This is a genomic window from Shewanella sp. 10B (assembly GCF_023475885.1).
Classification (GTDB): Bacteria; Pseudomonadota; Gammaproteobacteria; order Enterobacterales; family Shewanellaceae; genus Shewanella; species Shewanella mangrovisoli.
The window spans coordinates 594,959-609,054 of the sequence record NZ_JAMDJO010000003.1; the positions used below are offsets into that span (position 1 = coordinate 594,959).

Consider the following 14,096-nt stretch of genomic DNA (forward strand, 5'->3'; position numbering starts at 1 on the left):
AGAGGCTAATTAGCCTCTTTTAGGTTAGTCGAACTCGCGCTTAATCGGCGTAGTGTGGCAGCGTAGTGATTGCTGCAACACCCGAATCAATCGCAGCCTGCGCGACCGCGCGGGCAACGCGAGGTAATAAACGTGGGTCCATAGGTTTTGGTAGCACATATTCAGGGCCAAAACTTAATGAACTCACCTTTGGATAAGCCTTAAGCACGCTCGCTGGAACTTCTTCTTTGGCTAGGCCTGCAATCGCATGTACTGCAGCCACTTTCATTTCATCGTTAATGCACGATGCACGCACATCCAAGGCACCACGGAAAATGAATGGGAAGCACAGAACGTTGTTCACTTGGTTTGGATAATCACTGCGACCAGTACCCATGATTAAATCGCTGCGCGTCGCGTGAGCAAGCTCAGGTTTGATTTCAGGATCTGGGTTTGAGCAGGCAAAAATCACTGGTTTATCCGCCATCATGGCCACTTCTTCAGCGCCAATCACGTTAGGGCCAGATAAACCTAAGAATACGTCGGCACCTTTAATCACATCTTGCAAAGTGCGCTTGTCGGTATCGTTTGCAAACAAAGCTTTGTATTCATTCAGATCGGTACGACCCGTATGGATAACGCCTTTGGTATCTAACATGTAGATGTTGGCGCGGTTTGCACCACATTTTACCAGCATGGTCATACAGGCGATCGCAGCAGCGCCAGCACCCATACACACAAAGGTCGCATCGCTGATCAGTTTGCCTTGGATTTCTAAGGCGTTGATCATACCCGCAGCCGTCACAATCGCAGTGCCGTGCTGGTCATCGTGGAACACAGGCACATTACAACGCTCAATTAATTCGCGCTCGATAACAAAGCACTCTGGCGCCTTGATGTCTTCGAGGTTAATACCACCAAAGGTGCCAGCAATAGCCGCTACAGTGTTAATAAACTCTTCAGTGGTGTTGTGGGTCACTTCGATATCGGTCGAGTCGATATTCGCAAAGTGTTTAAACAACAGAGCCTTACCTTCCATCACCGGTTTTGACGCCAATGGGCCTAAATTACCTAAACCCAGAATGGCCGTGCCGTTGGTGATAACAGCGACAGTGTTACCTTTGTTGGTGTAACGATAGGCATTGTCAGGATTAGCAGCAATTTCACGTACCGGTTCAGCAACACCTGGGCTGTAGGCTAGCGCGAGGTCATGGCTGGTTTCAGCAGGTTTAGTGAGGCAGACTGCGGTTTTACCGGGAACGGGGAATTCATGATAATCGAGTGCTTGTTGACGAATATCTGACATTTTAACATCCTGAAATGCGACATTTATAAGTATGGAAGTAAGGCCGACCAACCCAAGATCACCTCATTTACGGGCGATTTAAACAGTGTGGCAGGTCGGGGTAAGATACGCCAATTGGGTTAATTTTTAAATAAGATATTGAGAAATTTCGCCTTTGCGACAGATTTATCTCTCTAAGCCAAGTTTTATAAACTTATCTCTGCCAATAAAGGATGATTATCTGTTTAAATTTGTAGGAAACAAACGAACATAACCCGCTAAAGCAATGGAAAAATGCCTAATAAAGCCAAAAATGTTGATTAAATTACAATAGAGATAGCTAACTGCGTTATCTTATAGTTAATTGCTATAAATAAGTCGATTTAGGCGGCTTTAGCCTACTATTAAGTGACTTTGATGCTTTTTTAAGTGAAGTCGTACCAGAAAGGCAGAAGAGTAGCGATTTTGTGCCAGAAGGCCAGAAAGCAAAAAGGCGCCATAGGCGCCTTTTTTAGAAACATTGCTTACGCAATTATTTCTTGCCAAGCATACCGAAACGCTTGTTGAACTTGTCGATACGACCGCCTGTATCAACAACTTTCTGTGTACCTGTGTAGAATGGGTGACATGCACCACAAACGTCTAAGTGCAGGTCTTTACCAGCAGTAGAGTTTACTTTGATTACGTTGCCACAAGTACAGTTTGCAGTGATTACTGCATATTCTGGGTGGATACCTGGTTTCATTGGGATTACCTCAAATGTAAGGCCATGTCGCTCTTCCAACCCGAAGTCGGACACCACATGCAGTTAATAACGATATGTTAGGGCGCAGAATAGTACAGTATCACCTACGCGGATACAAGTAGATTATCTGAGCATTTTCACGATAATCTACTTGCTCGCGAACATTTATCTGCCCGCCTCTCTATCTTCGAAACTTGTCTTAGCCACCTGCGCTTCGGGATAACGCGCAAGTATCTCAGCCGATGGACAATAAAGCGTGGCATCTTTCTTCAGCGCGTTAATTCGATTCTTCGAAAATGCCTTAGGGTTTGCATCGTGGATCGCCAGCATGGCGCCATAGACACTCACTTTCCATTCAGGGGCATAGCGATTGGCAATGCGCCATAACGTCTCATTGTGATAATCCAACATACACCCACCCAAGTTTGTTGCATTGGCATTTATCGAGCTCACAAGCTTAGCCTCTGCATTAGTTGCTTCGGCAGCCTTAACTTCGGGCGAACCAATAGTAGTCGTACTCTTATCGACTTTTGGTACATCAGCTGGCACTTCTGCAACGCCCTGCACGCTCTCGACTTCTATTGTTGACGGCTCAGGAGTAGGCATATCAGCTTTAGATGGCTCAGATTTAGATGGCTCAGATTTAGATGGATCAGAGTTAGTCACTTCTGATTTAACAGCCTTAGATTTAGCTTCATCAGATGCCACTACGGACGAACTCGAGGTGGAGGATGCTTTAATCTCAGTCTTATCCTCTGGGAAGGTAAATCCAGAGGCGCGAGGCGTAGCCGCTACTTCTGTAGTCACCGCAGCCACAACAACAGGCGCAACGGGCACAACATCAGCCTCAGCGGTGACTAAATTCACCTCTTGCACAATCTTAGTTGATTTAACTGGAGTTGTGTCACTTTTAGCAGAACTTGCCGCCAGCTGACTGGTCTCGGCTGCAGCCACTTTGCTTGATTTCACAACCGCCGTTTTTGCTTGCGTTAAGGGTGATACCGCAGATGAAGCATTATCAAACAGTGGCAGATTTTTCACTTCATACCAACGGTCGACACGATATTCACGTACCAACAGCCGCGCCTTGGGGTCGGTCACATCCTCCACACCCGTTAACAAAACCAAGAAACGGTTAAGCTGCTCGGCCATGAGTTTCTCTTCACCGCCTGACTGCTGCACCGCAAATTCAAGCCGAGTCATATCCTGATTATCGGTGATCACATTGACGCGCATTTTGGGGTAAGCGCCCAATTCAAACATGCGGCTATTGACACTCACATGGGAAACTTGCGCCTGCACACAAGCGCTACACACTAAGGCGAATAGTCCTAATGATTTCGCTATTTTAGTCATTTACTTACTCTCAACTATCCTTGGATAAACTGTCATTAGGACTAGCCCTCGCTAGCCGTGCTGAGTACACTAAACCTCATTTCCCTTAAGACTCGACCTGCATATGTCACTGTTTGTTGAAGTTGCGTTACCTGTGCCTATGCGGCAAAACTTTACCTATCGAGTGGATACCGATGAGCAAGGTAAGGAAAGCGCTCTACAACCTCAGATTGGTATAAGAGTAAAAGTCCCCTTTGGGCGCCAGCAACTGATTGGCCTTGTCACCGCCATTACCGACAGCTGCGAACTGGCCCCTACGCAACTAAAATCTGTCATAGAGTTTATTGATGACGCGCCCTTATTGCCAGAATCGCTTTATAAATTAACCCTCTGGGCCGCAAGATATTACTTTTGCAGCCAAGGACAAATGCTGACACAGGCGCTCCCCGTAGCGCTGCGTAAAGGGCTCGATGCCGCGCCGCAAAAAATTCAGTACTGGCAAATCACAGAGCTGGGCAGCAATATTGCGCCTGAGACATTAAAACGCGCCCCGGCGCAAAAACGCTTACTCGAACGATTACAGCAAACCAGCCTGACACAGGAAGACGTCATCAGTTTAGAACTGAATAAAGCCGCGCTCAAAACCTTAGAGGATAAGGGCTGGATTGCCAGACACGAGAAACTCGCCGAGCTCAATCTCGATTGGCGCAGCCAACTCGAACTCGATGAAGCCCCCCATAGACTCAATAAGGAACAGGCAGTTGCCGTCACCCTGCTCACCCAACAGCAAGGATACCACTGCACTCTGCTCGAGGGCATTACCGGTTCGGGTAAAACCGAGGTCTATTTAGCCGTACTCGAACATATCCTTAAGCAGGGTAAGCAAGCGCTGATCCTGGTGCCTGAGATTGGCTTAACACCGCAAACAATTAATCGTTTTAAGCGCCGCTTTAAAGTCAATGTGGCCGTGCTACATTCGGGACTGACCGACAACCAGCGCCTCGAAGCTTGGCGACAGGCACGCTGTGGTCAAGCCGCCATCATCATTGGCACCCGCTCAGCCCTGTTTACGCCCATGGCTTTTCCCGGCGTAATCATCCTCGATGAAGAGCACGACAGCAGCTTTAAACAGCAAGAAGGCGTTGGCTATCACGCTCGCGACCTCGCCGTGATGCGTGGACATTTAGAATCGATCCCAGTGATTTTAGGTTCGGCGACGCCCTCGTTAGAAACCCTGCAGAATGCCCTCAGTGGTCGATATCATCACCTGCAACTCGGGGAACGTGCGGGTAATGCAAAAAAAGTGCGCCAAGGAATTATCGATATCAAAAACCTGCCCCTCAAGGCGGGGATGTCGGCGCCACTCATCAACGAAATCCGCAGCCATTTAGAGGCAGGGAATCAGGTATTACTGTTTTTGAACCGCCGCGGCTTTGCGCCAGCACTGCTGTGCCACGAGTGTGGGCACTTACACGAGTGTGACCGCTGCGATGCGTTTTTTACCGTACATCAATCCCTTGGAGAAATCCGCTGCCACCACTGCGGCAACCAATACGCCATTCCAAGGCAGTGCCACAATTGCGGCAGCACCATGTTGATGGGCCAAGGTATCGGCACTGAGCAACTCGCCGAAGCACTGCAACAGGAGTTCCCCAAGTATCCCGTGGTGCGAATCGATCGCGATACCACCCGCCTTAAGGGGTCGCTCGAAAGCCACTTAAGCGCAATCCATAAGGGCGAATACAAAATCTTGGTCGGCACCCAAATGCTTGCCAAGGGGCACCACTTTCCAGATGTGACCCTAGTGGGATTACTGGATGTCGATGGCGCGCTCTTTAGCGCCGACTTTAGGGCGCCAGAACGCTTCGGCCAGCTCTATACTCAGGTTGCTGGCCGTGCTGGTCGCGCCAACAAACCCGGCACTGTATTGCTGCAAACCCATCAGAGCGATAACTCGATACTGAGGGATTTGCTCCACCGAGGTTATGGCGAGTTTGCCCGCAGTCAATTAAAAGAGCGGCAAATGGCGCTGCTGCCTCCCGCTTGGCACATGGTGCTGGTGCGCGCAGAAGCCCACTCAGCCGTGGATGCTGATAACTTTCTGAATGCGTTTGCAGCGCTGCTACCCCAAGATAAAGAGTTTGAAATCATCGGCCCAATGCCTGCGCCACTCGACAGAAAAGCCGGTAAGTTCCGTCGTCAATTGATGTTTCAAGCCAAGCACAGACATAGATTACAGCAGGAATTTGAGCGAATTTATCCCCTCATCGAACAGCTGCCAGAGGCCAAACGTTGTCGCTGGAGCCTAGATAGGGATCCGCAGGATCTGTTGTGATTCAATAATTTGATAAAAAATCATCGGGAAGATAGCAATTAGTCACCACAAACGGCTAAAATACGCGGTTATTCCCTGTATTCATTCTTAAAGTTAGTAGCTAATTAATCCATGAAATCACATATCCAATCATTACTTGAACAAACTATCGAATCCTTTAAACAACAAGGTATTTTGCCTGCGGATTTTGAGGCGCGAATTCAAGTAGATCGAACCAAGGATAAGAGCCATGGCGATCTGGCAACCAACTTAGCCATGATGCTAACCAAAGCGGCGGGTAAAAATCCCCGCGAATTGGCGCAGCTGATCATCGACAACCTACCCGCCTCAGCCTATGTAGCGAAAGTTGAAATCGCAGGCCCTGGTTTTATCAACTTCTTCATTGATGACAGCGCGTTAGCGAACCAATTACAAGCTGCAATTAGCGATGAGCATTTAGGGATTAAGCTACCAACGCCACAAACTATCGTCGTGGATTACTCTTCACCTAACCTCGCCAAAGAGATGCACGTCGGCCACCTGCGTTCGACCATCATTGGTGACAGTGTGGTGCGTACCCTCGAGTTTTTAGGCCATAAAGTGATCCGCCAAAACCACGTAGGCGACTGGGGCACCCAGTTTGGTATGCTGCTGGCCTACATGGAAGAATTGCGCGCGCAAAATGGCGAACAAGCACAATTAGAATTATCGGATCTCGAAACCTTCTACCGCGCCGCCAAACTGCGTTTTGACGAATCGGCAGAGTTCGCGACCCGTGCCCGTCAGCTTGTGGTTGAACTGCAATCAGGCGACGAATACTGCAACAAACTGTGGCGTGAATTTAACGACATTTCTTTAAGCCACTGCCACGAAGTGTACGAGCGTTTAGGGGTGAGCTTAACCCGCGCCGATGTGCACGGTGAAAGCGCCTATAACGCCGACTTAGAGCAAGTAGTTAAAGATTTAGACGCCCAAGGTTTACTGACCCAAAGCAACGGCGCCAAAGTGGTCTTCCAAGAAGAATTCCGTAACAAAGAAGGCGAGGCGCTGCCTGTTATCATTCAAAAGGCCGATGGTGGTTACCTCTATGCCACCACCGACTTAGCCGCTATGCGTTACCGTTCAAGCGTGCTAAAAGCCGACCGCGTACTGTACTTTGTCGATTTACGCCAAGCACTGCACTTCCAACAAGTGTTTAGCCTTGCCAAGCTGGCCAAATTTGTCCGTAACGATATGTCACTGGAACACTTAGGCTTCGGAACCATGAATGGCGAAGATGGTCGTCCGTTCAAGACCCGTACCGGTGGCGTGGTCAAACTGGTGGATCTGCTGGATGAAGCCAATACTCGCGCACTTGAGCTGGTTCGCAGCAAAAACCCAGATATGGATGAAGCGACCTTAGCTGAAATTGCCCGCGTTGTTGGGATCAGCGCAGTCAAATATGCCGATCTGTCGAAAAACCGTACCAGCGATTACATCTTCAGCTTCGAGCAAATGCTGAGTTTTGAAGGCAATACCGCGCCTTACCTGCTTTACGCTTACACCCGCGTTGCTGGTATCTTCAAACGTGCAACCGATATTGACTTAAGCCAAGCCAAGATTGTACTCGAACACGAAAAAGAGAAAGACTTAGGTAACAAACTGGCGCAGTTTGGTGAAATCCTCAGCCGCGTGGTCGACAAGGGCCAACCACATGTACTTTGCGGTTACCTCTATGAATTAGCAGGGGCTTTCTCTAGCTTCTACGAGGCCTGCCCAGTGCTTGCCGCCGATAACGACGAGCAAAAGCAGAGCCGTTTACTGCTGTCACAACTGACGGCGAGCACGCTGCAAAAAGGCCTAAATCTACTAGGTATCGAAACCCTAGAACGGATGTAAGCCATGAGCAATCGTGACTATGCCAACAGAAGACCGCAAGCGGGCGCGAAACAGCGCCCCATGCGCGCAACACGAGCGAGGCCTGCTGCTAAAAAGGCTGCGCCTCGCCGTAAGCTCCCGATCCCGTTGATCCTGTTCGCCTTTATTGCCGTCGGCAGTTTTGGCTATTTTCTGTTTAGCATTAAAGATACCGCCAAGCAGGAAGCGCCTGTCGAGGTGAAAACCGAGAAGCCGACTAAGGCAAAAGAACCGGCAACGATTCTGACGCCTAAGGTGAAAGAGGCCGAGCGCCAAGCCGTGGTAGTGACTGCGCCGGTGGAAGAAAAGCCCGTCGTTGAAGCGCCGAAGAAAGATCCGAACGCCTTGCCACCCAAGCCTAAGGAAGAATGGACCTATCTGGACGAGCTTGAGAATAAAAACGTCGAAGTAGATATTCCCGATGTCGTGGCGACGCGTACACCACAGCAATATCAATTGCAGTGCGCCTCATTCCGTCAGGAGTCTCAGGCGAACCAGATGAAGGCCGTGATTGCGTTCCAAGGATTAGAAGCGCAGGTCAGGCAAATTGAAGGCACCTCAGGCACTTGGTACAAGGTTATCCTCGGCCCCTACGAACGTAGGCGCGATGCCGAGCGTAAACGCCACACCTTGCAAAATGCGGGGATCAATGGCTGCCAACTGTTAGCCGTTCCAAAGTAATTCCGCTCGCAAAATCAGTCTAAGCATCGCGGCGCGTGACCCATCACGCGCCGCGATTTTTTATCTTCTCGCCAACTGAAGTCCTACCCAAACAACCCTCTTTCGCCCCGTTTCAAACATTGAGCTAAGTCACAATTTCATTTTATGAAATTTATAACCATCTATTTTTAAAGAGTAAATTTGTTTATTAAGAAAGATTAATATGGCGTTTAATTGACCTAGATCAAACTTAGGCGTATCTCTTAGGTAACAGCAAAACCTGTTGTCTACTCATCAAAAATCCAACCTCAGGGTGAAGTATTATGAATGCATTAATCGAGATTGAAGCCTCTGAATTCAGCCAACTGTTCAAAAGCGGTGACGCCTTAAGCATCCGGATGTATATGGAGCATGTGCACATGCCTCTAGATGTGCAGGATAAGATTTACAACGAGATTTCGGCCTTAGCGGTGCTCGAACAAGACACCATAGCGCGTCTTATCGAAACCCATTCCCACTCTGAAATTTCCGAGCGTCTGGCCTATTAATCACGGCTGAAGATGACGCGATACGCCAATGGACGGCTGCATTGAGTTCCCCATTCGCCGCGCCAGTTAACTGATATTTTTAACCCGCTTTTTTATCCTTAATCCCATGCTAAACCGCAAAAAATAAGGCCAAATATCACTATTTGGCCTTAGGTTTATGGGGCTTAAACTGATGAATATTTAAGCCGCAGAATGGTTTATGCGCATTAAGCTTTCTCTTTTAAGCCTATGCTATTCATCCAGTAATCGAAATCGACCATATTACCGGGCAGCACCACACGGCTGGACTTCTGGCTTAAGCCATCGAGCTGCTTAAAGTACTGCTCACCAAGTTGCATCCGCAGTGCGTTATGACCACCAGGCGCGGCAATTACAGTCGCTAAACGCTCAATCGATTCCGCAGTGGCTCGCGACAGGGTTAAAATCTCCTCCGCTTTACCTTCGGCCTCGTTGATACGGCGCTGCATTTCACCTTCAGAGCGGTTTACTGTTTCCGCTTTAATCCCTTCGGAGCGATTGATCTTACTCTGCTTATCACCCTCACTCTTTGCCAGTAATGCACGGCGCTCACGCTCGGCATTCACTTGCATTTCCATGGCGTTTTTCACTGTCTCGGGCGGCGTGATGTTCTTAATTTCATAGCGGTGTACGCGAATCCCCCACATGGCGCCCGCTTGGTCGAGCACTTCCACTACCTTGGCGGAAATCACATCCCTCTCTTCGAAGGTGCGGTCGAGATCTAAGGTGCCGATCACTGAGCGCGTGGTGGTCTGCGCTAATTGAATTGCCGCATAGCGATAGTCCGTGATGCCATAGCTGGCCTTCACAGGATCGGTAACAGAGATATAAATCACCCCGTCGACTTCCACATTCACTTCGTCACTGGAGAAGCACTCCTGTGGTGGTACGTCGATCGTTTCCTCTTTTAAGTCATGGATATAAGCCACTTTATCGACAAAAGGAATTAAGGTGTGGAAGCCCGCATCTAACGTCGAGTGGTACTTACCTAAACGTTCAACAATATAAGCCGATTTAGTGGGAACTAAGCGGATGGATTGGAACAGTTTAATCACAAATATGGCGAAAATCAGTCCCCAAATGGCCATTACCGCGACATCAGTATTCAATGGGATTTGCATTAGCGTGCTCCTTTGCTAGTTGCATTATGGCCACCCACGGTTTGGGTGACTTGTTCCATTCCTTCGAAGAATCCTTCGAGTTTTGCCATTTCCGCGGGGACAACCGACACTTGCGAATCGTTGAGGATCTTACCGACCTGAGCAATAAACTGCTCTTTTAACAGCATATTCATCGCATCGTTACCGCCATTGACTGCTAATGCTTGGGAAATCATCGCCATGCCTTCTGACTTAGCCTTAGCGATAATGGCAATCTCTTGCCCCGTACCTTTAGCTTCGTTGATACGCTTCTGTTTTTGGCCTTCAGAAATGTTAATCGCCTCTTGGCGCTCACCCTCTGACATATTGATCATCGCGGCCTTTTCGGCATTGGCCAAGGTGATTTCGGCGCGCTTACGACGCTCGGCTTCCATTTGTTTTTCAAGGGTATGGATCACATGGCGCGATGGCGTGATATTGCGGATCTCATAACGTAAGACTTTGATCCCCCAAGGCTCAGACGCCTTATCAATCTCGCGCACTATGGATTCATTTAAGCGATCACGCTCGGAAAAGGTCTCACTGAGGGTGAGCTTACCGATTTCAGAACGCATAGTGGTTTGCGCCAGATTCACGGCAGCTTTACGATAATTTTCAATACCGTAGCTCGCTAATTTGCCGTCCATGACCTTGAGATACACTAAGCCGTCCACCTCAAGCTGAGTGTTGTCCTTTGAGATACAACTTTGTGGCGGCACGTCGAGCACTTGCTCACGGGTATCGTGTTTATATGCGACGCGATCGAAGAAAGGAATTAAGAAGTGGAATCCCGGTTGCAGTACGGTGCGAAATTTCCCTAAACGCTCGATGACATGCACCTCACGCATCGGCACTATCAGCATCAGCTTATAGAGAATAAACAAGACAAATAAAATGACTAAGGTAAACACAAACATAGACTCATCCTTTAGTTTTGAGACGTTGCCTGATCAACAGGCTCAACCACTAGGGCAATGTTTTCACGGCAGATAATCCTGACCTCAGTGCCCGCAGCAATGATACTACCATCCCCCAATGCGGGCCATTCGCTCCCTTGGAACTCGACTCTTCCCGTCGTTTGTCCTGGACCTATGGTTTGCTTAACACGGGCGATTTGATTGTAGATATCAAGTTCTTCATCGGTGTTATCCACATGGGAATCTCCACCAACCAATTTTTGAGTGACTTGCCGAAAGGCGAGTAATAAGACGATGGCGGAAATAAACCACAATGTCAGGCTCTGAACCACACCTTCCACTAGGCCAATTCCTAAGGCGCCAGCCACCACTAAACAGGCGGCGCCGAGTAGCACGACAATACCTCCAGGTATCACCAGCTCGGCTAACATCAAGATAATCCCGATAATAGACCAAACTAAAATCAGATTCGAAAACTCCATATTCCCCCCTGAAATGAGAGCATCCTGTGCGGCACTATAGCAGCAGAGTGACAGATATGCGACATAATATGTCATAAATTTATACGCCGATTTAAAAAGCACGGCAAGACAATTAACTTGGGAAAATGAGGGGATGAATTGACTCGCGGCAAAATATCGACTCGAGTTGTTCTAAAATTAAGCACAATCAATTCAAAAAGTTAGCTCGCAATATCATCAAAAACATATCAACAAATAAAATAACCACTAAAAATCAATAAATTAAACGCATAAAAATCCACAATTTGATTATGTGATTTTCACAACAACATTCGATAAAAAACTTTGAATAATTGTAAATTTTTGCATATATTGCCCGCACTTTTTACCTTGCCCCCAGCCAGCACCCATACAAGCCGCTCCACCCTAGCCGTTTGTAGGTTCTGCCCTCGGAGCAGGAACTGAGTACAACTTTATTTAGCCTCTACCCCTACAACAGGAAATAACAATGAAAAAGACATGCCTATGTCTAGCATTAATGCTTTCACCTCAAGCATTTGCTGGTGACTTAGTACAGTGGTGGGATTTCAGTGCAACCGCTCTTTATGGCGAAGACTACGACTTGGCTCCTTCGGACAAGCAAGCGACAGTCACACTCGAAACCGCTGGTGCATGGAAATACGGTGATTGGTTTGCCTTCCAAGATTTTATCTACTTCAAAGGCGACCACACGGGCATGGATAGCACCACCTACGGAGAGATTTCACCTCGCTTTAGCGCGAGCAAAATCCTCGGCGAAAAAATTGCGTTCGGCCCAATTACCGATCTTTCATTAGCCCTCACCTACGAAGAAGGTGAAGGCCCTGTGCATAGCTTGCTCTATGGCTTAGGGGTCGATGTTGCCGTACCTTACTTTACCTACCTTAACTTCAACACCTATCGCCGCGATGCGATGAGCTCTGGCAATATCAGTGATGGCTGGCAGTTCACCCCAGTCTTCAGAATCGATATCCCTGTGGGTTCTGCCAATATCGTGCTCGATGGCTTTATCGATTGGGTATTTGCCACGGATAACAGTGGCTACGAAGAAAACTTCCACTTCAACCCACAGCTGAAATACGATTTAGGTAAGAGCCTATTTGGTGACCACAAGGCAAATAAATTGCTTGTCGGTATCGAGTACGATCTGTGGACCAACAAATACGGCGTGAAGGGTGTCGACCAAGACACTTATTCTGTAATTGCTCAGTACCACTTCTAATCTAAGTGATACAGTCCGCCTTAGCGGATATAGCGAATAAAAAAGGTGCCTTAGGCACCTTTTTTATTACGCACGCAACACTCGCTTTGCAGGGGAGCGCGTCGGCGAATTAAGCCAGTAGCTTCTTAGCTGCAGCCACGACGATAGAAACAGCACTGACTTCAGTTTGCTTCATTGTCGCTTCGTTCGGGATTTCCTGTTGAGTGCGGTTTACGATAACGCCAGCCACACACGCCGCACGCCAACCTTGAGTCGCACACATAGTGAATAGGGTCGCTGATTCCATTTCATAATTCAGCACGCCCATATCCTGCCACTCTTTCATTGAGCCAGCAAAACGACGGGTCACACGGCCAGTCACAGTGTCATAGCGCTCTTGACCTGGGTAGAAGGTATCAGAAGATGCAGTAACACCGATATGAGGCTCTACGCCCGCATCGCGGCACGCAGCAACCATAGCTGTGGTACATTCGAAGTTAGCAACTGCTGGGAACTCCATAGGTGCAAAATGTAAGCTCGCGCCATCTAAGCGCACAGACGCTTGAGTCACAATCACATCACCCACATTTACATGGGGTTGAATCGCACCTGTGGTACCAACACGCAGGAAGGTATTCACGCCTAATTGCGCTAACTCTTCAACTGCAATCGACGTTGATGGACCACCGATACCGGTAGAGCAAATCACCACTGGCTTACCGTCAGCATACGCTAAGTAGCTGGTGTACTCGCGGTGGCTTGCGAGGAATGTAGCATTATCCATTAACTCGGCAATACGTTTTACACGCTCTGGATCGCCCGGCACAATCGCCAAAGTGGCACCATCGAGCATCGCTTTGGTCAAACCTAAGTGAAATACATCAGCCATCGTGAAAACCCCTTTCATTTTTGATAATAAAATTCTTATTGAATCGACTTTAACCTAGTATCGAAGCGGTGAAGGTTAACTTGATCACAGAATTATCGGCAAGAAGAATTGTTCATTCGTAATGTAATTACCAAACCTATTACAGCTTGATCACAAAGATAGCAAATCTGTGATGTTTCTGTGGGCACTCGTCAATCAGGTGAAAGTAAGTGTGAGCCAGATCTGACTCACTCGCCACACAGAGCAATATAAAAGATATAGGTTATTGATTTATAGCTAGTTTGCTGAAATCACCCTTTAGTATTAATCTGTAGGAGGACAAATATTGATCCATATCACGTTTCATCATCGTGCCTAAGGTTAGGGTTAAGACGAGACCAAAGCACGATAAAAGACGACAAGGAGAACGCCAATGTTTCCAGAATATCGAGATCTCATTACCACCTTAAAGACTCAAGATGCTCATTTTCAACGCAAATTCAACGAGCACAATCAATTAGATGAAGAAATCAAACAACTGGAAAAACGCGTTGGCAGTGATTTCAATCCCACAGTGAAAGAACTCAAAAGCAAAAAACTGCATTTAAAAGAAGAGATCTATCAAATTCTCAAATCCCACAATTAAGTGGTGACGCCAAAAACGAAGGGCGCCTAAGCGCCCTTTTTGTTG

The 14,096-nt window shown here is 47.9% G+C and carries 13 protein-coding genes; 6 read left to right on the forward strand and 7 right to left on the reverse strand.

The window, feature by feature from the left end; translation table 11 throughout:
- Positions 1–40 precede the first annotated feature (40 nt).
- The 3 genes from M0415_RS14810 to M0415_RS14820 all read right to left on the reverse strand — a co-directional run bounded on the left by M0415_RS14810 (position 41) and on the right by M0415_RS14820 (position 3,365).
- A complete protein-coding gene (locus M0415_RS14810; protein ID WP_011624983.1) occupies positions 41–1,285 on the reverse strand; it encodes a malic enzyme-like NAD(P)-binding protein in 1,245 nt (414 codons plus the stop codon).
- A 511-nt stretch (positions 1,286–1,796) separates the two neighbouring features.
- On the reverse strand, positions 1,797–2,009 hold the full coding sequence (gene rpmE / locus M0415_RS14815) for a 50S ribosomal protein L31 (RefSeq protein ID WP_011624224.1): 213 nt from the start codon (positions 2,007–2,009) through the stop codon (positions 1,797–1,799).
- A gap of 165 nt (positions 2,010–2,174) precedes the next feature.
- On the reverse strand, positions 2,175–3,365 hold the full coding sequence (locus M0415_RS14820; RefSeq protein WP_249556318.1) for a FimV/HubP family polar landmark protein: 1,191 nt from the start codon (positions 3,363–3,365) through the stop codon (positions 2,175–2,177).
- A gap of 103 nt (positions 3,366–3,468) precedes the next feature.
- On the opposite strand from M0415_RS14820, the gene priA reads away from it, so the two are divergent.
- From priA to M0415_RS14840, 4 genes are all read left to right on the forward strand, one after another.
- Positions 3,469–5,679, forward strand: coding sequence for a primosomal protein N' (gene priA, locus M0415_RS14825; protein ID WP_249556319.1), 2,211 nt, complete (start codon positions 3,469–3,471; stop codon positions 5,677–5,679).
- 111 nt (positions 5,680–5,790) lie between these two features.
- Positions 5,791–7,536: an arginine--tRNA ligase gene (gene argS / locus M0415_RS14830; protein ID WP_249556320.1), complete on the forward strand. Its 1,746-nt coding sequence runs from the start codon at positions 5,791–5,793 to the stop codon at positions 7,534–7,536.
- A 3-nt stretch (positions 7,537–7,539) separates the two neighbouring features.
- Positions 7,540–8,235 (forward strand): SPOR domain-containing protein, encoded by a 696-nt coding sequence (locus M0415_RS14835; protein ID WP_249556321.1) that lies wholly within the window; start codon positions 7,540–7,542, stop codon positions 8,233–8,235.
- A 302-nt stretch (positions 8,236–8,537) separates the two neighbouring features.
- On the forward strand, positions 8,538–8,762 hold the full coding sequence (locus M0415_RS14840) for a hypothetical protein (protein ID WP_011624229.1): 225 nt from the start codon (positions 8,538–8,540) through the stop codon (positions 8,760–8,762).
- 206 nt (positions 8,763–8,968) lie between these two features.
- On the opposite strand, the gene M0415_RS14845 is transcribed toward M0415_RS14840, so the two are convergent.
- Genes M0415_RS14845 through M0415_RS14855 form a run of 3 tightly spaced genes read right to left on the reverse strand, consistent with a single transcriptional unit; the run spans position 8,969 to position 11,318 of the window.
- Entirely contained in the window at positions 8,969–9,901 is a 933-nt protein-coding gene (locus tag M0415_RS14845; protein WP_011718443.1) for an SPFH domain-containing protein, read from the reverse strand.
- Positions 9,901–10,836, reverse strand: coding sequence for an SPFH domain-containing protein (locus M0415_RS14850; protein ID WP_011624233.1), 936 nt, complete (start codon positions 10,834–10,836; stop codon positions 9,901–9,903). The genes M0415_RS14845 and M0415_RS14850 overlap by 1 nt, the downstream gene beginning before the upstream one ends.
- An 11-nt stretch (positions 10,837–10,847) precedes the next feature.
- Entirely contained in the window at positions 10,848–11,318 is a 471-nt protein-coding gene (locus M0415_RS14855) for an NfeD family protein (protein WP_220056637.1), read from the reverse strand.
- 487 nt (positions 11,319–11,805) lie between these two features.
- On the opposite strand from M0415_RS14855, the gene M0415_RS14860 reads away from it, so the two are divergent.
- Positions 11,806–12,558 (forward strand): outer membrane protein OmpK, encoded by a 753-nt coding sequence (locus tag M0415_RS14860; protein WP_011624976.1) that lies wholly within the window; start codon positions 11,806–11,808, stop codon positions 12,556–12,558.
- A gap of 109 nt (positions 12,559–12,667) precedes the next feature.
- Here the strand turns inward: M0415_RS14860 and udp are convergent, their stop codons facing one another.
- Positions 12,668–13,426, reverse strand: coding sequence for a uridine phosphorylase (gene udp, locus M0415_RS14865; protein WP_011624236.1), 759 nt, complete (start codon positions 13,424–13,426; stop codon positions 12,668–12,670).
- 412 nt (positions 13,427–13,838) lie between these two features.
- On the opposite strand from udp, the gene M0415_RS14870 reads away from it, so the two are divergent.
- A complete protein-coding gene (locus tag M0415_RS14870; RefSeq protein ID WP_011624237.1) occupies positions 13,839–14,051 on the forward strand; it encodes an HP1242/YdcH family protein in 213 nt (70 codons plus the stop codon).
- Positions 14,052–14,096: the final 45 nt, after the last annotated feature.